The 21,403-nt window shown below is 70.0% G+C and carries 17 protein-coding genes; 9 read left to right on the top strand and 8 right to left on the bottom strand.

All coding sequences use genetic code 11. The annotated features are described in order from the left end of the window. Window positions 1-227 precede the first annotated feature (227 nt). The 4 genes from JI746_RS25310 to JI746_RS25295 are packed head-to-tail and all read left to right on the top strand — an operon-like array spanning window position 228 to window position 9,762. On the top strand, window positions 228-1,925 hold the full coding sequence (locus JI746_RS25310) for an efflux RND transporter periplasmic adaptor subunit (RefSeq protein WP_201693086.1): 1,698 nt from the start codon (window positions 228-230) through the stop codon (window positions 1,923-1,925). Then, a complete protein-coding gene (locus tag JI746_RS25305) occupies window positions 1,922-5,080 on the top strand; it encodes an efflux RND transporter permease subunit (protein WP_201693084.1) in 3,159 nt (1,052 codons plus the stop codon). Before JI746_RS25310 ends, JI746_RS25305 begins: the two co-directional genes overlap by 4 nt. Beyond that, a complete protein-coding gene (locus JI746_RS25300) occupies window positions 5,077-8,316 on the top strand; it encodes an efflux RND transporter permease subunit (RefSeq protein ID WP_201693083.1) in 3,240 nt (1,079 codons plus the stop codon). The genes JI746_RS25305 and JI746_RS25300 overlap by 4 nt, the downstream gene beginning before the upstream one ends. A 12-nt stretch (window positions 8,317-8,328) precedes the next feature. Continuing rightward, window positions 8,329-9,762 carry an efflux transporter outer membrane subunit gene (locus JI746_RS25295; protein WP_201693081.1) on the top strand — a complete coding sequence of 478 codons (1,434 nt, stop codon included), beginning with the start codon at window positions 8,329-8,331 and terminating at the stop codon, window positions 9,760-9,762. Window positions 9,763-10,218: 456 nt separating this feature from the next. Here JI746_RS25295 and JI746_RS25290 read toward each other — a convergent pair whose 3' ends face one another. From JI746_RS25290 to JI746_RS25280, 3 genes are all read right to left on the bottom strand, one after another. Next, window positions 10,219-10,512, bottom strand: a complete 294-nt coding sequence (locus JI746_RS25290; RefSeq protein WP_201693079.1) for a hypothetical protein — start codon at window positions 10,510-10,512, stop codon at window positions 10,219-10,221. A gap of 47 nt (window positions 10,513-10,559) precedes the next feature. After that, a complete protein-coding gene (gene nth / locus JI746_RS25285; RefSeq protein WP_201693077.1) occupies window positions 10,560-11,210 on the bottom strand; it encodes an endonuclease III in 651 nt (216 codons plus the stop codon). A 65-nt stretch (window positions 11,211-11,275) separates the two neighbouring features. Next, window positions 11,276-12,142 (bottom strand): LysR substrate-binding domain-containing protein, encoded by an 867-nt coding sequence (locus tag JI746_RS25280; RefSeq protein ID WP_201693075.1) that lies wholly within the window; start codon window positions 12,140-12,142, stop codon window positions 11,276-11,278. Between the two features lie 81 nt (window positions 12,143-12,223). On the opposite strand from JI746_RS25280, the gene JI746_RS25275 reads away from it, so the two are divergent. From JI746_RS25275 to JI746_RS25265, 3 genes are all read left to right on the top strand, one after another. After that, entirely contained in the window at window positions 12,224-13,189 is a 966-nt protein-coding gene (locus JI746_RS25275) for a Bug family tripartite tricarboxylate transporter substrate binding protein (RefSeq protein WP_201693074.1), read from the top strand. A 2-nt stretch (window positions 13,190-13,191) separates the two neighbouring features. After that, complete coding sequence (locus tag JI746_RS25270) at window positions 13,192-14,805, top strand: gamma-glutamyltransferase family protein (protein ID WP_201693073.1); 1,614 nt, start codon at window positions 13,192-13,194, stop codon at window positions 14,803-14,805. Between the two features lie 127 nt (window positions 14,806-14,932). Then, the gene (locus tag JI746_RS25265; RefSeq protein WP_201693072.1) at window positions 14,933-15,259 is read left to right on the top strand and encodes a hypothetical protein; all 327 of its coding nucleotides are present in this window, start codon (window positions 14,933-14,935) and stop codon (window positions 15,257-15,259) included. A gap of 132 nt (window positions 15,260-15,391) precedes the next feature. Here JI746_RS25265 and JI746_RS25260 read toward each other — a convergent pair whose 3' ends face one another. Genes JI746_RS25260 through JI746_RS25240 form a run of 5 tightly spaced genes read right to left on the bottom strand, consistent with a single transcriptional unit; the run spans window position 15,392 to window position 19,895 of the window. Beyond that, window positions 15,392-16,228: a shikimate dehydrogenase family protein gene (locus JI746_RS25260; RefSeq protein ID WP_201693071.1), complete on the bottom strand. Its 837-nt coding sequence runs from the start codon at window positions 16,226-16,228 to the stop codon at window positions 15,392-15,394. Then, a complete protein-coding gene (locus tag JI746_RS25255) occupies window positions 16,225-17,223 on the bottom strand; it encodes a TRAP transporter substrate-binding protein (protein ID WP_201693129.1) in 999 nt (332 codons plus the stop codon). Before JI746_RS25255 ends, JI746_RS25260 begins: the two co-directional genes overlap by 4 nt. A 30-nt stretch (window positions 17,224-17,253) precedes the next feature. After that, on the bottom strand, window positions 17,254-18,534 hold the full coding sequence (locus tag JI746_RS25250) for a TRAP transporter large permease subunit (RefSeq protein ID WP_201693070.1): 1,281 nt from the start codon (window positions 18,532-18,534) through the stop codon (window positions 17,254-17,256). A 4-nt stretch (window positions 18,535-18,538) separates the two neighbouring features. Next, window positions 18,539-19,111 (bottom strand): TRAP transporter small permease, encoded by a 573-nt coding sequence (locus JI746_RS25245; protein ID WP_236600124.1) that lies wholly within the window; start codon window positions 19,109-19,111, stop codon window positions 18,539-18,541. 46 nt (window positions 19,112-19,157) lie between these two features. Next, window positions 19,158-19,895: a dienelactone hydrolase family protein gene (locus tag JI746_RS25240; RefSeq protein ID WP_201693069.1), complete on the bottom strand. Its 738-nt coding sequence runs from the start codon at window positions 19,893-19,895 to the stop codon at window positions 19,158-19,160. A gap of 153 nt (window positions 19,896-20,048) precedes the next feature. On the opposite strand from JI746_RS25240, the gene JI746_RS25235 reads away from it, so the two are divergent. Then, window positions 20,049-20,663, top strand: a complete 615-nt coding sequence (locus tag JI746_RS25235) for a hypothetical protein (protein ID WP_201693068.1) — start codon at window positions 20,049-20,051, stop codon at window positions 20,661-20,663. 14 nt (window positions 20,664-20,677) lie between these two features. Further along, window positions 20,678-21,358 carry a hypothetical protein gene (locus tag JI746_RS25230; protein WP_201693066.1) on the top strand — a complete coding sequence of 227 codons (681 nt, stop codon included), beginning with the start codon at window positions 20,678-20,680 and terminating at the stop codon, window positions 21,356-21,358. The last annotated feature ends 45 nt before the right edge of the window (window positions 21,359-21,403 follow it).

Below are 21,403 nucleotides of genomic sequence, written 5' to 3'. Positions count from 1 at the left end.
CCGGCGTGCTCGGCCGCGGACGCGGCATACTTCACGCACCCGCAACAGGAATCACACGCCGGCGTTACGCGGCGCACCCATGCTGGTCGCTGCGCGAAGCGGCGAAGCACAGCAGAAGCGCGCCTACACAGGCTGGCGACGGGGGCTGTCGGCCGGTTGAGTCAGCTGGAGGCACCCTCAGCGCCTGCTGAACTTGCCCGCGCCGCGACATAACTACAAGGATGCCGATGCCTACACCGCCTCCCTCACCGGCGAGCTCCCCGGAAGACAGCGCCCTGCCGCCGCAGACCTCTCCTGCGCCGCGCCGCAAGCTGAGCCGGCGGGCCTCGGTGATCGGCACCGTCCTCGCGCTGGTGATCGCCGCCGGACTCGCCTGGCTGGCCTGGGACCTGACCCGGCCCGAACAGACCGCGGCCATGCAGCGCGGCCCCGGCGGTGGAGGCGGCGGCGGTCGCGGCGGTGGCGGTGGCGGTGGTGGCAGCGGCCGCAGCGCCACGACGGTGGGGGTGGCCACGGCCGAAGCCGCCGACATTCCGGTCAACCTCGAAGCGCTCGGCACCGTGGTCTCGCAGGCCACCGTGCGCGTGCGGCCGCAGGTCAACGGGGTGCTCACGCAGGTGCTGTTCAAGGAAGGCCAGGCCGTGCGCAAGGGGCAGTTGCTGGCCACCATCGATCCGCGCCCGTTCGAGATGGCGCTGCAGCAGGCGGTCGGCCAGCGCATGCGCGACGAGGCGCTGCTCGCCGCCGCGCGCGTCACGCTGGCGCGATTCGAAACCCTGCTGAAGCAGGACTCCATCGCCCGCCAGGAAGTCGACACGCAGCGCGCCACCGTCCACCAGCTCGAGGCTTCGGTGGTGTCGGACAAGGCCGCCGAGGGCACTGCACGGCTCAATCTTTCCTACGCCCGCATCACGGCGCCGATCGAGGGCCGCGTCGGCCTGCGCAGCGTCGACGTCGGCAACCAGGTCAGCACCGGCGATGCGAACGGCATCGCGACGATCACCAAGCTCACGCCGATCGACGTCGAATTCGCGGTGCCGCAGGACCACGCTTCCTGGCTGCAGCACAACGGCGGCGCGTTCATGGAAGTGCGCGCCTTCGACCGCACCCGCACGACCCTGCTCGATTCCGGCGTGTTCGCCTCGCTGGACAACCAGATCGACACGCAGACCGGCACCGTGCGCGCCAAGGCGCGCTTCAACAACGCGCGGCAGCAGCTGTTCCCGAGCCAGTTCGTGAACGTGCAGCTGCAGGTGCGCACGATCCAGAACGCGGTGGTCGTGCCCGTGACCGCGGTGCGGCAGGGCGGCAGCGGCGAGTTCGTGTTCGTGCTGCAGCAGGACCGCACGGTCAAGCAGCGCCCGGTGGTGCGCGGCCAGCCGCTCGGCGACCGCGTGCAGATCGTCAGCGGTCTGCAGATCGGCGAGAAGGTGATCACCGAGGGCGCGGACCGCCTGCGCGACGGCTCGCGCGTGCTGCTGCCCGGCGATACGCCGGGGCAGGGCGGCGCGGCCGGGCCGGGTGGCCGGCGCCGGCGCGATGGCGCCGTGCCGCCGGACGGCGCGGCGCCAGCCGCGCAGCAGGGCGCATCGCAGCCTTTCACCGGCGCCTCCGCGGCGCAGGCCGCACCCCCGGCGGCGCGCCCCGGCGCCAGTGCGCGGCGCGAAGCGACCGACCCGTTCGCCGGCGCGTCGGCGCCGGAGAGCGCGCGCAGCGCCGGTGCCGCGCCGGCGCCGGCAGCGTCCTCCGCCACCGCGGCTGCTTCGGGTCCGGGGGGCCGACGCTTCCAGAACCTGAGCCCCGAGGAACGCGCCGCCCGCTTGGCGGAGTTCGAGAAGCTCACGCCGGAAGAACGCGAGGAGCGGCGCCGGCAGCGGCGTGAAGCGCGCGGCGGCACCGGGGCAGGGGCGCAGACTCCCCAATGAGTCCCTCCCGTCCGTTCATCCTGCGGCCGGTCGCGACCTCGCTGCTGATGCTGGCCATCGTGCTGGCCGGCCTGGTCGGGCTCAGGTTCCTGCCGCTGTCGGCGCTGCCGCAGGTGGACTACCCGACCATCCAGGTGCAGACGCTCTATCCCGGCGCCAGCCCCGAAGTGATGGCGCAGACCGTCAGCGCGCCGCTGGAACGGCAGTTCGGGCAGATGCCGGGGCTTTCGCGCATGAGTTCCACGAGTGCGGCCGGCGTGTCCATCGTCACCCTGCAGTTCGGCCTGGGCCTGGCGCTCGACGTCGCCGAGCAGCAGGTGCAGGCGGCGATCAACGCCGGCGCGTCGCTGCTGCCCGCCGACCTGCCGGCGCCCCCGGTCTACGCCAAGGTCAATCCGGCCGATGCGCCGGTGCTCACGCTGGCCCTCACCTCCAGCACGCTGCCGCTGACGGACGTGCGCAACATCGCCGACACGCGGCTGGCGCTGAAGATCAGCCAGGTCAGCGGCGTCGGCCTGGTCACGCTCTCGGGCGGCCAGCGGCCGGCCGTGCGGATCCAGGCCGACAACCGCGCGCTGGCGGCGGTGGGCCTCACGCTGGACAACGTGCGCACCACGATCTCGCAGGCCAACGCCAATGCGGCCAAGGGCAGCATCGACGGTCCGACCCGCTCCTACACGATCAACTCGAACGACCAGCTGCTCACCGCCAAGGACTACGGCAACCTGGTGGTGGCCTTCCGCAACGGCGCTCCGGTGCGCCTGACGGACGTGGCGCAGGTGGTGGAGAGCGCCGAGAACGTCAAGCTCGGCGCCTGGGCCAACCTGCAGCCGGCGATCATCCTCAACGTGCAGCGGCAGCCGGGCGCGAACGTGATCGCGACGGTCGACGCCATCAAGGAACGCCTGCCCGAACTCACCGCCGGCATGCCGGAATCGGTCCGCGTCGACGTGCTGTCCGACCGCACCACCGGCATCCGTTCCTCGGTGCACCACGTGCAGTTCGAGCTGGTGCTGGCGGTGGTGCTGGTGGTGCTGGTGATCTTCTTCTTCCTGCACAGCCCGCGGGCGACGCTGATCGCGAGCCTGTCGGTGCCGATCTCCCTGATCGGCACCTGCGGCGTGATGTACCTGCTGGGATACAGCCTCAACAACCTGTCGCTGATGGCATTGACCATCGCGACCGGCTTCGTGGTGGACGACGCGATCGTGATGATCGAGAACATCTCGCGCCACATCGAGGACGGCATGGGCCCGATGGAGGCGGCGCTGCAGGGCGCGACCGAGATCGGCTTCACCATCATTTCGCTGACCGTTTCGCTCATCGCGGTGCTGATCCCGCTGCTGTTCATGGGCGACGTGATCGGCCGGCTGTTCCGCGAATTCGCGGTCACGCTGGCCATCACGATCCTGATCTCCGCGGTGGTCTCGCTGACGCTGGTGCCCATGATGTCGGGCCGCTGGCTCAAGCCGCACCACGAACCGGAGAAGGGTCTCGGCGGCCGGATCCAGCGCGGCTTCGACCGCGTGATCGCGCGCTACGACACGGCGCTGGTCTGGGTGTTGAACCGCGAGAAGGCGACGCTGCTGGTGGCGCTGGCCACGCTGGTGTTCACGGTGATCCTCTACATCGCGATCCCCAAGGGCCTGTTCCCGGTGCAGGACACGGGCCAGCTGCAGGTGCGGGTGGAGGCGGCGCAGTCGATCTCGTATCCCGCCATGGCCACGCTGCAGCAGGACGTGGCCCGCGCCCTGCTGGAAGACCCGGCGGTGGAGTCGATCGCCAGCTTCGTCGGCGTGGACGCGGCCAACAACACCATGGTGCACACCGGCCGCATGCTGGTGAACCTGAAGGAATCTCGCAGCGGTCTGCAGACGGTGATGGAGCGCTTGCGCGATCGCGGCCAGAAGGTGGCGGGCACCCGCCTGTTCCTGCAGCCGGTGCAGGACCTGACGATCGAATCGGAAGGCGGCCCGACGCAGTATCGGCTCTCGCTGGAGGGCGCCGACGCCACCACGGTGAGCGAAGCGGCCCGTCGCGTCGTGGAGCGGCTGGGCCGGGAGCGGCGGCTGGCCAACGTCACGACCGACGCCAACGCCAGCGGCGCGGCCATGTTCGTCGACGTGGACCGCGACACCGCGGCCCGCATCGGCATCAACGCGTCGACCATCAACGAGGCCCTGTACAGCGCGTTCGGCCAGCGCATCGTCTCGACCATCTTCACCGAGACCAACCAGTACCGGGTGGTGCTGGAGGCGCGTGCCGACACCGAGGCGCAGGCGAACACGCTCAACGCGATCCAGCTGCGCAGCAGCTCGGGCGAGCCGACGCCGCTGAGCGCCGTCGCCCGGATCAGCGAGCGCCGCGCGCCGCTGCAGATCACGCACGTGGCGCAGTACCCGGCGGCGACGGTCGGTTTCGACGCCGCACCCGGCGTGGCGCTGGGCACCGCCGTCGACGTGATCCGCACCGCGATGAAGGACGTCGACCTGCCGCCCACCGTGACCATGACCTTCCTGGGCGCCGCGGGAGCGTACGAGTCGTCCCTGAGCAACCAGCTGTGGCTGATCCTCGCGGCGGTGGTCTGCGTCTACATCGTGCTGGGCGTGCTGTACGAAAGCTACGTGCACCCGCTGACGATCCTGTCCACGCTGCCTTCGGCCGGCGTCGGCGCGCTGCTGGCGCTGATGCTCACCGGCAACGACCTCGGCGTGATCGGCATCATCGGCATCATCCTGCTGATCGGCATCGTGAAGAAGAACGCGATCATGATGATCGACTTCGCGCTCGATGCGGAGCGCGAGGAGGGCCGGCCGCCGCGCGAGGCGATCCACCAGGCGGCGCTGCTGCGCTTCCGGCCGATCCTCATGACGACGCTGGCAGCCCTGTTCGCCGCCGTGCCGCTGATGCTCGGTTTCGGCGCCGGCGCGGAGCTGCGCCGGCCGCTCGGCCTGGCGATCTTCGGCGGGCTGATCGTGAGCCAGCTGCTGACGCTGTTCACGACGCCGGTGATCTATCTGGGGTTCGATCGGCTGGGGCGGCGGTGGCGGAAGCGCCCCCATCCCAACCTTCCCCCAGAGGGGGAAGGAGCAAGACAACTCCCTCCCCCTCTGGGGGAGGGTAGGGGTGGGGGCGCTCCCGAAGGGGCACGATGAACCTCTCCTCCCCCTTCGTCCGCCGCCCGGTCGGCACCGTGCTGCTCACGGTCTGGATCGCGCTGGCCGGCATCGCGGCCTTCTTCCGGCTGCCGGTGGCTTCGCTGCCGCAGGTCGACTTCCCGGTGATCTCAGTCTCGGCCAGCCTGCCCGGCGCCAGCCCGCAGACGATGGCCACCAGCGTCGCCACGCCGCTGGAGCGGCGGCTGGCGACGATTGCCGGCGTCAACGAGGTCACCTCCAGCAGCAACACGGGCAGTGCGCGCGTCACCCTGCAGTTCGACCTGAACCGCAACATCGACGCGGCGGCGCGCGAGGTGCAGGCCGCGATCAACGCATCGCGCAGCGACCTGCCGTCCACGCTGCGCAGCAACCCGACCTACCGCAAGGCGAACCCCTCCGCGGCGCCGGTGCTGATCCTTGCCCTGACCTCGCCCTCGCGCTCGCCGGGCCAGATCTACGACGCGGTGTCCAACATCGTGCAGCAGAAGATCGCGCAGATCCCGGGCGTGGGCGACGTCGAGCTCGGTGGCGGCTCGCAGCCGGCGATCCGCGTGGAGCTGATCCCGTTCGCCCTGAACCGCTACGGCATCGCGATGGAGGATGTCCGCGCCGCGCTGCAGGCCACGACGGCCAACCGTCCCAAGGGCGACCTGGTCGTCGAAGGCGAGCGGCTGCAGATCTACACCGGCACCGGCATGGCCAACAACGGCAAGTCGGCCTCCGACTACCGCGGCATGGTGGTGGCCTGGCGCAATGGTGCCGCCGTGCGGCTGGCCGACGTCGCCGAGGTGAGCGACGGGGTCGAGAACATCAACACGATGGGCCTGTTCAACGGCCGGCCCGCGGTGATCGTGCTGATCACGCTGCAGGCCGGCGCCAACGTCATCCAGACGGTCGACGCGGTGCGGGGACTGCTGCCGACTCTGCAGTCGGCGCTCCCCAAGGACATCTCGCTGGAGGTGGCCTCCGACCGCACCCACTCCATCCGCGCCTCGCTGCACGAGGTGGAGCTCACGCTGGGCATCTCCATCATCCTCGTGGTGCTGGTGGTGAGCCTGTTCCTGCGCAGTGCGCGCGCGACCTTCATTCCCGCCGTGGCGACCATCGTCTCGCTGCTCGGGACCTTCGGCGTGATGCACCTGCTCGGGTTCTCGCTCAACAACCTGTCGCTGATGGCGCTGACGGTGGCCACCGGCTTCGTGGTGGACGATGCGATCGTGGTGCTGGAAAACACCTCGCGCCACATCGAGGCCGGCATGGACCGCTTCCAGGCGGCGCTGCGCGGCGCGCGCGAGGTCGGCTTCACCGTGCTGTCGATCAGCGTCTCGCTCATCGCCGTGTTCATCCCGCTGCTGTTCATGGGCGGCCAGGCCGGCCGGCTGTTCCGCGAATTCGCGGTGACGCTGTCGGCGGCCGTGATGATCTCGCTCGTGATCTCGCTGACCACCACGCCGATGATGTGCGCTTGGCTGCTGCACCCCGAGGCCCACGAGCGCAAGCAGGGCCGGCTGGGGCGCTGGGCCGAGCGCGGCTTCGGCTGGGTGCAGCACACCTACGCGGTGAGCCTCGAGTGGGCGCTGGCCGCGCGCTGGCTGGTGCTGCTGATCCTGGTGCTCGTGATCGGCCTGAACGGCTTCCTGTTCACGCGCATCCCCAAGGGCTTCTTCCCGCAGCAGGACACCGGCCAGATCAACGGCGGCATCCGGGCCGACCAGAGCATCTCCTTCCAGCAGATGCAGGACAAGCTGCGCCAGCTGGTCGACATCGTGCGCAACGATCCGGCCGTGGACACGGTGGTCGCCTTCACCGGCGGCTCGCGCGCCGGCGGCGGCTTCATGTTCGTGAACCTCAAGCGCGGCGGCAACGCCGAACGCGGCCAGGCGGTGATCGCCCGCCTGCGGCCGCAGCTGGCGCGCGTCACCGGCGTGAGCCTGTTCCTCAACCCGGTGCAGGACCTGCGCATGGGCGGGCGCCAGAGCAACAGCACCTACCAGTTCACGCTCAAGAGCGACAACGTGGCGGACCTGCGGCTGTGGGCCACGCGCCTGGCCGAAGCCATGAAGCGGCAGGAGGCGCTGACCGACGTCGACACCGACCAGCAGGAGAACGGCGTCGAAACGTACGTCGAAGTCGACAAGGAAACCGCGGCCCGCATGGGCATCAGTTCGCGCGACATCGACAACGCGCTGTACAACGCCTTCGGCCAGCGCCAGGTCGCCACGATCTACGAGGAGGTGAACCAGTACCGCGTGATCATGCAGCTGGCACCGCGCTACATCCGCAGCCCCGAGGCGCTGAAGGACGTCTATGTGCCCGCACGCAATACCGGGCCGGCCACGACCGGCGCCGATGCCTCCACGTCGACCACGACCACCGCCACGGCCACCGTGAGCGCCGGCAGCGTGAACCCGGCATTGCGCGATCCCTCCAGCGGCCAGGCGCTCAGCACCGCGGCGACGAGCATGGTGCCGCTGTCGGCCATCGCGCGCTTCTACGAGCGCCCCACGGCCACCTCGGTGAGCCACCAGGACGCGGAGCTCGCCACCACGATCTCCTTCAACACCGCCGAAGGCTTCACGCTGGAGCAGGCGAAGGCCGCCGTGGCCCGGGCGCAGGACGAGATCCGGCTGCCGATCAACGTGCGCGGCAGCTTCCAGGGCACGGCGCGGGCGGCGGACGAAACCAACAAGCAGCAGCCGCTGCTGATCTTCGCCGCGCTGGTGGTGATCTACATCGTGCTGGGCGTTCTGTACGAGAGCCTGGTGCATCCGCTCACCGTGCTCTCCACGCTGCCCTCGGCCGGCATCGGCGCGGTGCTGGCGCTGCTGCTGTTCAAGATGGAGTTCTCCATCATGGCGCTGATCGGCCTGTTCCTGCTGATCGGCATCGTGAAGAAGAACGCCATCCTGATCATCGACTTCGCGCTCGATGCCGAACGCTCGCGCGGGCTCTCGCCCGAGGAGGCGGTGCGCGAGGCCTGCCTGCTGCGCTTCCGCCCGATCCTGATGACCACGCTCGCGGCCATCCTCGGCGCGCTGCCGCTGGCCGTCGGCTTCGGCGAAGGCGCGGAGCTGCGCCGGCCGCTCGGCATCGCGATCATCGGCGGCCTGGTGGCCAGCCAGGTGATCACGCTCCTGACGACGCCGGTCGTCTACCTGCTGCTGGACAAGCTGCGCCGCCGCAGCCCGATCGAAAACCAGCTCGCGCGCCACGCCGAACCTCAGGGCGCCTGAACACCCCAACGCATGCAGCTTCCACCGTCATCCCGCCCCCTCCTTGCCCTCCTCGCCTCCAGCCTGGCGCTGGCCGGCTGCGCCCCGCTGCCGCTCGCGCCCGCCTACGAGGTGCCGGCGATCGACACGCCCATGGAATTCAAGGAAGGCCAGGGCGCCTGGGTGCGGGCGGCGCCGGCCGACGCGCTGGAGCGCGGTGCCTGGTGGGAGCTGTTCGACGATCCCTACCTGAACGACCTGGCCCAGCAGGTGGCGGTCTCCAACCAGAACGTGGCCGCCGCCGTCGCCGCCTATGCCCAGGCGCGGGCGCTGACGCGCGAGCAGCGCGCGAGCCTGTTCCCGCGCGTGGACCTGGACGTGCGCAGCAACCGCACCGGTGGCCCGGACACGCCTTCGCGCAGCACCTATTCGTGGAACATCGGTGCGAGCTGGGAGCCCGACGTGTTCGGCCGCCTGCGGCTGGCGGTCGACAGCGCACGCAGCGGCGAGCAGGTCGCCGAGGCCGACCTGGCCGCGGCGCGGCTCGCGGCGCAGGGCGAACTGGCGGCCAACTACTTCGGCCTGCGCGAGACCGACGTGCTGTACCGGCTGCAGTCGGAGACGACGGCCGGCTACACGCGCAGCCTGCAGATCACGCGCAACCGCTACGAGGCCGGCGTGGTGGCGCGCACGGACGTCCTGCAGGCCGAAAGCCAGCTGGCCAACAGCCAGGCCGATCTGTTGACGCTGGAGCGGCAGCGCGCCAACTTCGAGCACGCCGTCGCGGTGCTGGTGGGCAAGGCGCCGGCCAACTTCAGCATCCCCGTCGATCCGAAGTGGAGCGTGAAGGTGCCGGCGATCCCGGTGGAAGTGCCCTCGACGCTGTTGCAGCGCCGGCCCGACATCGCGGCGGCCGAACGCAGCGTCGCGCGCGCCAATGCGCAGATCGGCATCGAGCGTGCCGCCTTGTTCCCCAGCCTGAACCTGACCGGCTCGATCGGCTCCAGCGCCGCCAGCATCGGCGACCTGTTCAAGGTCTCCACGCTGGTGTGGGCGCTCGGCTCCTCGGTGGCGCAGACGCTGTTCGACGCCGGCGCGCGCAACGCCCGGGTGGAGCAGGCGCGCTTCGCGCTCGACGAGTCCGCGGCGCGCTACCGGCAGACGGTGCTCACCGCGTTCCAGGACGTGGAGGACCAGCTGGTGGGGCTGCGCGTGCTCACCCAGCAGCAGGGCCTGCGGGCGCAGGCCAGCCGCGCGTCGGGCCTGGTGGAGCAGCAGGTCCTGAACCGCTACGAGGCGGGGCAGGTCGGCTACACGGAGGTGATCACCGCGCAGCAGAACGCCGCCGCGGCGCGGCGCGCGCTGGTGCAGGCGCAGATCGACCACCAGCTGGCAGCGGTGTCGCTGATCCAGGCGCTGGGGGGAGGTTGGGGTGGGTTCGGGTCGATGGCGGCGACCTCGCCGTGAGGGGCCAGGACCTGCGGGGCTGGATCGGCGCCAGCCGTCATCCCCGCGGAGGCGGGGACCAGAGCTTCCAGGGAACTCGCCGCGCGCGGCGAGCATCGGGAGCCCTGGATTCCCGCCTTCGCGGGAATGACGATGTGTGGGTTCCGCCAGCGCGTTGAGGCGGCGGTCGACGGGGGACCGGCACCATGGATTCCGGCAGCGCGACTTGAGAAGGCCGTCGACGTGGGACTGACGGTGTGGATCCGGCAGCGCAACTCGAGAAGGCCGTCATCCCCGCGGAGGCGGGACCCAGAGCTTCCAGGGAACTCGCCGCGCGCGGCGAGCATCGGGAGCCCTGGAATCCCGCCTTCGCGGGAATGACGGGTGTGGCTTCGCGGGGGAATGCCGGGTGTGGCTTCGCGGGGGAATGACGGGTGGCTTCGCCGGAATGACGGGTTGGGTTTGGCGATTGTCGCGCTACGTACGTTCGGGCTCCGTCCCTTGCCCCAGCAAGGCGAGCATCCCGCCCTCCAGCGCCTCCATATGCCGCGACAGCTGCGGCGTCGATTCCTTGGAGATCTTCATGTAGCCCTTGAAGGTGCGCAGCAGCGTGGCGCGGTCGCCGTGGTGCAGCAGCACCGTCGCGAGCGCTGCCTGCAGCACCTGCACCTGCGCCGCCAGCATCAGCTGGTTGTCCACCAGTCCCTGGATGCTCTGCGTGTGGATCTCGACGGTTTCCCTGAGTTCCTTGTCCTGATTGTCCTGTTCCATGCCGGCCTCGATACGTGCTCGGCCCATTGTGACACCCGCAGCCCTGCTCAGGCGCGCAAGGCCGGCGGCGGCGTCTTCGGCTGGTAGTCGCAGAACGGCGCGACGGCGCACTGCCAGCACTTCGGCAGCCGCGCCACGCAGACATAGCGCCCGTGCAGGATCAGCCAGTGGTGCGCATCGGTGCGATACGCCGGCGGCACGCGCTCCATCAGGCGCTGCTCCACTTCGAGCGGATTGCGTCCGGGCGCCAGCCCGGTGCGGTTGCTGACGCGGAAGATGTGCGTGTCCACCGCCATCGCGTCTTCGCCGAAGGCCACGTTCAGGACCACGTTGGCCGTCTTGCGCCCGACGCCCGGCAGCGCCTCCAGCGCGGCGCGGTCGCGCGGGACCTGGCCGCCGTGCTGCTCCACCAGGATGCGGCAGGTCTCCATCAGGTGCTTCGCCTTCGTGCGGTACAGGCCGATGGTCTTGATGTAGTCCTCCACGCCCGCCAGTCCCAGCGCCAGGATCCGCTGCGGCGTGTTGGCGACATGGAACAGGCGCCGCGTGGCCTTGTTCACGCCCGCATCGGTCGCCTGCGCCGACAGCAGCACCGCCACCAGCAACTCGAACACGGTGCTGTATTCGAGCTCGCTCCGCGGCATGGGGTTGGCCGCCTTCAGCGTCGCGAAGAAGGGTTCGACGTCCTCGTCTTTCATGGCCCGAGTGTAGGCTGGCGGTGAGCGCCGAAGGCCGAACCCCAGCGCTCCAACCCCAGAGCGCTTCACCCCGCCTTGCGCAACTCCCGCACCAGCGCCGCCACCGCCCCCGCCTTGGCCGAATCCCTGCGCTGCGCCACTGCGATCCTGCGTTCCTCGGCCCGCGGGATCTCCACCACCCGCAGCTTCGCATCCGCCTGCCAGCGCGCATCGCGCAGCAGCGGCACGACGCTCACGCCGAGGCCCGACCGCACCAGTTCCACGATGCTTTCCAGCGCATTGAGCTGCAGCAGCTCGCGCGGCTGCACGCGCAACCGTGCCAGCGTGCGCTCCACCAGCAGCCCGGTGTGCTGCGCCGGATCGAAGCGGATGAAGGGCTGCGACTGCAGGATGGCGCGCGGATCCGCTTCCTCCAGCCGCCTCGGCGCGAGCAGCACCATGGGCTCGGCATACAGCGGCGTCCAGGCGACCTCGCCGGGCGCGCCGGGCTCGCGCACCAGCACGGCGGCATCCAGCGCGCCGGCCTGCACGCTGGCCATGAGATCGATCGACTTGGCAGCCGAGACGTGCAGGTCCAGTGCCGCATGCCGCGCCTTGAGCGCCAGCGTGGCCTGGATCAGCGGCCGCACCGCCGACACAATGGCCCCGAGATGCACCGTGCCCGCCATGGCGTCCGCCGCATCGGCCGGCGCGAGCATCTGCTCGTACGCCGCCAGCAGCCGCCGCACCTGCGGCACCAGTTCGCGCCCCGCTTCGTTGAGGACCACGGTCTTGCCCTGGCGCTCGAACAGGGGCCGCCGCAGGTCGGCTTCCAGCGCGCGCATCTGCTGGCCGACGGCCGCCTGCGTCAGCGCCACGCGCGCGGCCGCGGCGGCGAACGAACCCTCAGCCGCGACGGCGGCGAAAGTCCTCAGGACGCGGATGCTGCTCATGCCGCCATGCTAAAGCATGGCTTTAGCTTTGCTAAAGCATTATTCGACTTTGCTTTGCTGTGGCGGTCTTATCATCGGGGCATGAAGCTGCTCGCGACCCTTCTCCTGGCCGCCACCGCGCTGGCCATGCCCGCCGCCCATGCGCAGGGCTATCCCAACCGTCCGATCCGCCTCGTCGTGCCGTTCCCGGCCGGCGGTGCCACCGACATCTTCGCCCGTGCGCTGTCGCAGAAGATGGGCGAACGGCTCGGCCAGCCGCTCGTCGTCGACAACAAGCCGGGCGCCGGCGGGGCCATCGGCTCCGACCAGGCGGCCAAGGCCGCACCGGACGGCTACACGCTGCTGCTGGCCACGACCAGCACGCACAGCATCGGCCCGCTGCTCACGCCGAAGCTTCCGTACGACGCAGTGCACGACTTCACGCCGATCGGGCACGCGGGCGATGCGCCCAACATCATGCTGGTGCCGAACAGCGCGCCGGCCAAGACGGTCGCCGAATGGGTGGACTACGCCCGCAAGAACCCGGGCAAGCTCAATTTCGCCAGCAGCGGCAACGGCACGATCGTCCACCTGACGGCGGAGTACTTCAAGGCGCAGGCCAACCTGTTCCTGGTGCACATCCCGTACAAGGGCACGGCCCTGGCGATTCCCGACCTGGTGAGCGGCAAGGTCGACGTCCTGTTCGACTCGCTGCCCAGCGGGCTGCCGCACGTGAAGGAGGGCCGCCTGCGCGCACTGGGCATCACCAGCGCGAAGCGCTCGCCGCTGCTGCCCAACCTGCCGGCGGTGGCTGAGACCGTGCCCGGCTTCGAGTCGCTGACGTGGTTCGGCTTCTACGGCCCGAAGGGCCTTCCTGCCGACATCACGACGAAGGTCAATGCGGCCCTGAACCAGGCGCTGCAGGATCCGGAGGTCAAGGACCGCCTCGCGCGCCTGGGCATCGAGCCGGTGGGCGGCACGCCGCAGCAGTTCGCCGCCATGCTGGAGAAGGACCGCGCGAAGTGGAAGAAGATCATCACCGAGCGCCACATCACGGCGGAACAATGACCATGCACGCCTTCGATTTCCACAATCCCTATCCGACCACGCGCGTGCCGGTGTTCGCGCGCAATGCCGTTTCCACCTCGCATCCGCTGGCTGCGCAGGCCGGCCTGCGCATCCTGTGGAAGGGCGGCAATGCCGTCGATGCGGCGATCGCCGCGGCCGCCGCCATGACCATCGTGGAGCCGGTGAGCAACGGCCTGGGCAGCGACGCCTTCGCCATCCTGTGGGACGGCAAGCAGCTCCAGGGCATCAACGGTTCCGGCCGCGCGCCCGCCGGCTGGACGCCCGAGTACTTCCGCGGCAAGTACGGCGCCGATGCGAAGACGCCGCCCAAGCGCGGGATCGACTCCGTCACCGTGCCCGGCGCGGTCGCCACCTGGGTGGCACTGAGCGAGCGTTACGGCAAGCTGCCCTTTGCCGACCTGCTGCAGCCCGCCATCGAGATCGCCGAGCGGGGCTACCTGCTGCCCATCGTGGTGCAGCAGAAGTGGGAGGCCGCGACGCCGGAGCTGGGCAGCCTGCCCGGCTTCGCCCAGAGCTTCCTGCCCTGGGGCCGCGCGCCCCAGGTGGGCGAGCTGTTCCGCTTCCCGGCCGCGGCGCGGGCGCTGCGCGCGATCGCGGAGACGCGCGGCGCCGCCTTCTACGAGGGCGAGATCGCCCAGGCGCTGGCCCGCTTCTCGCGCGAGAGCGGCGGCGCGCACACGGTGCAGGACTTCGCCGCCTACCGGCCGGAATGGGTCGAGCCCATCGCCAAGGAGTACGGCGGCTACACGCTGCACGAGATCCCGCCCAACGGGCAGGGCATCGCCGCGCTGATCGCGTTGGGCATCCTGAAGAACTTCGACCTCGCCTCGCACAAGGTGGACGGCGCCGATTCGCAGCACCTGCAGATTGAGGCGATGAAGCTCGCCTTCGCAGATGTCTATCGCTACGTCGCCGAGCGTTCCGCCATGGAGCTGAGCACCGAGCAGATGCTCGACGACGCCTACCTGGCCTCGCGCGCGAAGCTGATCGACATGAAGCGGGCCCAGGACTTCAAGGCCGGCAACCCGGTCAAGGGCGGCACGATCTACCTGACGGCGGCCGACGAGAGCGGGATGATGATCAGCTTCATCCAGAGCAACTACATGGGCTTCGGCTCGGGTTGCGTGGAGCCCAGCTTCGGCGTGAGCCTGCAGAACCGCGGCCACGGCTTCAGCCTGGAGGCCGGGGCCAACCAGGTCGAGCCGGGCAAGCGGCCCTTCCACACCATCATTCCCGCCTTCCTGACCAAGGACGGCCAGCCGGTCATGAGCTTCGGCGTGATGGGCGGGAACATGCAGCCGCAGGGCCACCTGCAGACCCTGGTGCGCATGCTCGACTACCGGCAGAGCCCGCAAGCGGCCTGCGACGCGCCGCGCTGGCGCTTCAATGCCGGCCTGCAGATCAACGTCGAACACCAGATGGACAAGGGCACGGTGGCCGAACTCGTGCAGCGCGGCCACCGCATCGACGTCATCGAGGACAGCTACCAGGACTTCGGCGCCGGCCAGTTCATCTGGCGCATGGGAGATCCGTCGCGTGAGGGCTACGTGATCGCGTCCGATTCCCGGCGCGACGGCCTCGCCGCGGGGTTCTGAACGGAGTTCCCGTAACGGTGGGCAACGGCATGTGTAGCGGGCGGCATCGTCCGCAACACGTGTTTCACCGGCCGCTCACGCGATTAGTGGACAGCGCCCGGGCGGCTGCGGCTGCAAAGTAGCCGGCATGAGGTTCGATGTCTCCATCGCCCATGAGGCCACCTGTACCCGCGTCGGCGTGATCGGCGAGCCGACGCTCGGGCGCCTCCTTTCGCTGATGCAGGTGCTGGAGGTGGACAGCACCTCCTGGCCGCGGCCCTCCGTGCTGCTCGACCTGCGCGGCCTGCGCAGCCCGCTGGGCCAGGAGGAGCAGTCGCGCCTGGCCGCCGAGGCGATGCGCAGGCTGCCCGGCATGCAGAAGATCGCGGTCGTGGCGGCCGGCACGGGCGTTCGCGAGGCGCAGGGGGTGCGGTTCTTCCAGGAGGCGGACGCGGCATTGAAGTGGCTGGCCTGAGGGGTGCGGAACCGTAGGCTGGCGGTGAGCCGCGCAGCGCGAACCCCAGCGATCTCGCGAACCCACGTGATCCCGCCAACACTGGCGATCGCGCGCAACGCTGGGGTTCGGCCTGCGGCGCTCACCGCCAGCCTACGAAACGCCGAGGGGGGCCAGGCTGCGCAGGGTCTCCGGCGTCGTCGTCGGAAACCCGAAGAACTCCAGGTACGCCGGGATCATCTCGAACAGCATGTCGGTGCCCACCTGGATGCGGCAACCGCGCGCCTGGGCCGCCGCCAGCAAGGGAGTGATCTCGGTCTTCAGCACGACTTCGCCGACGAAGCTGCCGGGGGCGATGCGCTGCACGTCCAGCGGCAGCGGATCGCCGGCTTCCATGCCCAGCGGGGTCGCGTTCACCACCAGGTCGAAGCCGGCCGGATCCTTGCTGCCGGTCTGCACGGGCAGCGCCGGATAGTGCGTGCGCAGGCGCTGCGCCAGCGATTCCGCAACCTCCGCCCGCACATCGAAGACGGCCAGCGTGCCGGCGCCCGCTGCGGCGAGCGAGGCCGCGATCGCCGAGCCGACGCCGCCGCTGCCCACCACCAGCGCGCTCGCACCGCGCAGCGCCAGGCCCTTGCGCGCGAGCGCGCGCACGAAGCCTTCGCCGTCGAACATGTCGCCGGCCAGGCGGCCGTCCGGCAGGCGCTTGACCGCATTGCACGCGCCGGCGACCTGCACGGTGGGCGTGACCTCGGCGAGCCGTTCGACCACGCTCACCTTGTGCGGCATGGTGATCAGCGCGCCGCGGATGTTCTCCAGTGCGAACACGCCCTGCAGCACCTGCGCGAACGTCCCCGGCTTGCAGCCCATGGGCACCACGACCGCGTTGACGCCGATCGCCTCGAAGTAGGGGTTGTAGATCAGCGGCGCCTTGAAGCTGTGGGTGGGCCAGCCCAGGTGCGCGATGACCTGCGTGTTGCCGTCGATCACCGGCGCAGCTTCGCCAGTTCCGCCATCATGGCCTTCACGGTTTCCTCGCCGACGCTGGCGCTGTGCTTGGCGATCACGGGCTTCATCTTCTCGCGCAGCTTGGCCACTTCCGCCGGCGGCAGTTCCGTGATCTCCATGCCGCCCTTGCGCAGATCTTCCATGCCGCTTTGCAGCATGGCGCGCGATTGCGTGCGCTGGTAGACGGCGGACTCCTGCGCGGCCTCCTGCAGGGTCTTGCGGTCCGCCGGCGCCAGCGTGTCCCAGAAGCGCTTGCTGACCACCACCGACTGCGGGTTGTACTGGTGGTTGGTCAGCGTCAGGTACTTCTGCACCTCGTACAGCTTGGCGCCCTTGATCGTGGCCACCGGGTTCTCCTGGCCGTCCACCGCCTTCTGCTCCAGCGCCGCATACAGCTCCGGGAAGGGCAGCGGCGTGGGGTTGGCGCCCAGGGCCGTGACCCAGTCGACGTTGATCGGGTTCGGGATCACGCGCAGCTTCAGGCCCGCGATGTCCTCCACCTTGCGCACCGGGCGGCGGCTGTTGGTCAGCTCGCGAAATCCGAGCTCGTAGTACGCCAGGCCGACCAGGCCCTTGTCTTCCAGCTTGCGGTGCAGGTTCTGCCCGAAGGGGCCGTCCACCACCGCATCCGCCTCCTTTGGGTTCCCGAACAGGAAGGGGAAATCGTAGATCGCGAATTCCTTGACCACGTTGCCGAAGATGCCGGAGTTCATCGCCGCCATCTCGAGCGTGCCACCCTGCAGGGCCGACACGTTGGCCTGGTCGCTGCCGAGGGCGCCGCCGGGAAACACCTGCACCTTGAGGCGGCCGCCGGACTTCTTCTCCACCAGTTCGGCGAAGCGCTCCATGCCGAGCACGATGGGGTGGCCCTTGGCGTTCTGGTTGGCGAACTTGATCGTGCGCGTCTGCGCCTGGGCGAGGCCGAGCGCGCCCAGCGCCACGGCGCCCGCGACGGCCTGCAGCAGGAACCGCTTCATCATCGTTGTCTCTCCTTGGGGCTGGGGGAATCAGCCGTAGAACCAGCGCGCCGGCACCATCACCAGCTGCGGGAAGAACACCATCAGGAACATCATGGCGAACTGCGCCACCATGAAGGGCCAGACGCCGCGCGTCACGTCGTCCATGCTCACCTTGCCGACGCCGGCGACCGTGCTGAGCACGGTGCCCACCGGCGGGGTGATCAGGCCGATGGCGTTGTTGATCATGAACAGCACGCCGAAGTACACCGGGTCGATGCCGGCGGCCTTCACGATCGGCATCAGCACCGGCGTGAGGATCAGAATCGTGGGCGTCATGTCCATCGCCGTGCCGACCACCATGGTCAGCACCATGATGGCGATCATCAGCAGCGTCGGCCGGTCCAGCAGCGGCTGCAGCAGCGAGATGACTTCCGCCGGCAGGTTGGCGACCGTGATCATCCAGGCCGAGACCATCGCGGCGGCGACCAGGAACATGATGATCGCGGAGGTCTTCGCGGCCGCCTCGAACAGCCGGTAGAGCTCGCGCAGCCTCAGTTCCCGGTAGACCAGCATGGAGACAAGCAGGGCGTACACCGCGGCGACCACGGCTGCCTCGGTGGGCGTGAAGACGCCCATCTTCAGGCCCACGACCACGATCAGCGGCATGCCGAGCGCGAGCGTCGCGTCCTTGAAGGCGGCGGCGATCTCGGCGCGCGTCGCCCGCGGCGCGGGCTGGATCTTGTCCGTGCGCACCAGCCACCACCACGTGATCCACAGCGCGGCCCCCAGCAGCACGCCCGGCACGATGCCGGCCAGGAACAGCTTCGAGATCGAGACGTTGGCCGCGACCCCGAACACCACGAAGCCGATCGAGGGCGGGATGATGGGTGCGATGATGCCGGCCGCCGAGAGCAGGCCGGCGGAGCGCGCCGTGTCGTAGCCGGCCCGGTTCATCATCGGCAGCAGCAGCGCAGCCAGCGCCGCCGCGTCCGCCACCGCGGAACCGGAGAGCGCCGCCATCAGCACGGCAGCCATGATGCCCACGTAGCCGAGGCCGCCGCGCACGTGGCCCACCAGGGTCATCGCGAAATGCACGATGCGGCGCGACAGGCCCCCCGCATTCATGATCTCGCCGGCCAGCATGAAGAAGGGGACGGCCAGCAGCGGGAAACTGTTGGCGCCCTCGATCGTGTTCTGCGCCAGGATCTGCGGGTCGAACATGTCCATGTGCCACATCAGCGCGGCACCGCAGGCGAGCAGCGAGAAGGCGATCGGCACGCCGAGGGCCATGGCGCCCAGCAGGGCGCCGAGGAAGATGGCGATCGTCATCGGCTCACTTGCTGGCGGCGGGGGCGGGATGCGGATCGCCCGTGGGCATGCCATCGGACTCCACGATGCCGACCAGTTCGCTGTCCGCCAGGCGCCCGCTCACCAGGCGCCAGAAGTCGTCGAGGATGAACAGGAAGGCGAGCACGGAGAAGAACAGGCCGGCACCGTAGAACCAGCCCATGGACAGTTCCATCACGGCGCTGCTGGTGCCGATGTTGATCTTCGTCTGCTGCAGCGAGCCCTGGAACATCAGCCAGCACAGGTACAGCATCAGCAGGTGCGTGAATCCGAGGCAGATCTTCTTGCCGCGCACCGGCAGGCGCGCCACCAGGCTGTCGGTGCCCAGGTGGTGGTGCGAACGCAGGGCGACCAGCGCGCCCAGGAACGTCATCCAGACGAACAGCCAGCGTGACAGCTCCTCCGAGACCGTGATGCCGCTGTTGAAGCCGTAGCGCAGCACCACGTTGCCGAACACCATCACCACCATCAGCGCGAGGAACAGCACCATGACGGCGGACAGCAAGCGGCACAGGCGGTCGATCAGCATCGCGAGCAGGGGGCGGGGTCCGCGGGACATGGCGGCGAGTATAGGGAGGGTGGGGGACGGCGCCGGGGCCGCCCCTTCAGCGCGCCCGCAGGTTGCGGTCGAACAGGGCGAACAGGCGTTCCCAATGGCGCTCGGCGGACGGCTGGTCGTAGATGCCCGCGCGCCGGGGGAACACGAAGCCGTGGTGCGCGCCGGGATACCACTCGATGCGGTGCGGGGTGCCGGCGGCCTCGAGCGCCGCCTGCAGGGTGGCGACGGCTTCCGGCGGCGCCCAGATGTCGGTCTCCGCGCAGGCGACGTAGGTCTCGCAGCGGATGCGCGGCGCCATGTGGTGGGGCGAGTCGTCGCGGTCCGTGACCATGCGGGCGCCGTGGATCGACGCGATCGCGGCGATGCGCTCAGGGAAGGCCGCCGCGGCGGCGAACACGAAGGGCCCGCTCATGCAATAGCCGACGGCGCCCACGCGTTGCGCATCGGCTTCCGGCTGGGCGTCGACGAAGGCCAGCATGGCCGCCGTGTCGCGCACGGTCATCGCGTTGGCCAGGCTGTCCATCAGCTCGAACATGGGCTTCATCGCGTCGGGCGTGCGCTCCTTGAGTTCGAACTCGCGGGTGCGGCGGTAGTAGAGGTTGGGCAGCACGACGTAGTAGCCCACGCTGGCCAGCCGCCGGGCCATGTCGTGCAGTTCCTCGCGCTTGCCGGGTGCGTCCATGTAGAACAGCACGACCGGGTGCGGCCCGCCTTCCTCCGGATGCACGACGAAGCTGTTCATCGCGCCGTCGGGCGTGGGAATGTCCAGGTGCTTTTCGATCATGGGCGGCTCCTGGCCGCAGAGCATGCGGCAGCACCTCGGCGGGTGGCTACAGGGTAGTCCCGCACCTACCCGGCCTACCTCGGCCGGACGACACGGCAAGCGCGGCCGCGGCCCTACATAGGAAGGAGTGCCATCGAAAAGGGGAAACACACCATGCATACCGCCATCTGTGCCTTCGACGACCGGGCCCGCGCCGAGCAGGCCCTCGACAGCCTGGTCCGCTCCGGCTTCGCGCGCCACGACGTGCACATCGAGCACAAGGAACTGCACGCCGAACGCCGCGACGCCAACGACCGCTGGGACGGCATGGAGCGCGAGATCGCCGTCGATCGCGGCGTGCTGTCCTCCTTCGGCCACTTCTTCGCCAGCCTGTTCGGGCGCGACAACCCGGCCGGCCATGTCGACACGTACGCAGGCCACGTGGAGCGCGGCAGCTATGTCGTGGTCGTCGACGCCCGGGACGAGGCCGAGGCGGAACGCGCGCGCAGCATGCTCGACGCGATGCAGGCCGGTGACCTGAACGTGGTGCCGCGCGCCGAGCAGCGGCCGCTGCGCGACATCGTGGGCATGCGCCAGGAAGGCGCCGGCATGACCGAGCGCAGCCGCGAGCCCTACGAGGGCTGGACCAACACCTCCTCGGACCTCGAGAGCGAGCGCGCGCTGGCCTCGCATCGCGTGGCGCCGACGGCGGGCCCCGACCTGCGCGACCCGGACGTGGAGCGCGCACCGGGCCTGCGCTACTCCGACAAGGACAAGCCCAACGGCTGATGGAGGAAGCATCCATGCATACCGCAATCTGTACGTTCGAGGACCGCGCGGCCGCGGAACAGGCCGCCGCGCGCCTGGAGCAGGCCGGCTTCGACCCGCGCGAGGTCCACGTGGAGCATCGCCACGCCGACGGCACGCCGATGGCGGAGGTCAACGACGACGGCGAGCGGCGCGATCGCGACCACGACGTGGTCGGCAAGTTCTCGTTCTTCGAGCGCCTGTTCGGCGCCGGCAGGAACGCGCCGCACGCGGACACGTACAGCCGCGCCGTGGAGCGGGGGCTGTACGTGGTGCTGGTCGAGGGCCGCGACGAGGACGAGGCGCAGCGGGCGCAGGACGTGCTGCACGGCCTGAACCCGTCCGACTTCAGCCTGGTGCATCGCGCGGGTGAGCGGCCGCTGCGCGACGTGGTGGCCGAGCGCAATGCGGGCAGCCTGGAGCAGCGCTTCGGCACCGCCCGCGCGGACATGGGCGCGAGCCACAACATGGACCTGCGGCGCGAGGGCGAACTGTTCCCGCCGGAGCGCACCAGCGCGGATCTGGAGGACGAAAGCGCCGTCGACCGCACGCCCGAGCGCGCGATCGCCTCCCAAGGGTGGGGTGAGCAGCGCGAGCTGAAGGTGGTGGACGAGGACAAGCCGATCGCCTCGCCGGACATCTCCAGCGCGCACGAGGGCGGCGACAAGCCGCGCTGATCGTTCGCTCCCGCACCGCGGGGGCCGGATGCGCCGACGTTAGAC

Origin of the sequence: Ramlibacter alkalitolerans (assembly GCF_016722765.1) — a bacterium.
Taxonomy (GTDB): domain Bacteria; phylum Pseudomonadota; class Gammaproteobacteria; order Burkholderiales; family Burkholderiaceae_C; genus Ramlibacter; species Ramlibacter alkalitolerans.
Note: the sequence above shows the minus strand (reverse complement) of the source record. Positions and strands in the feature narration are given on the sequence as shown.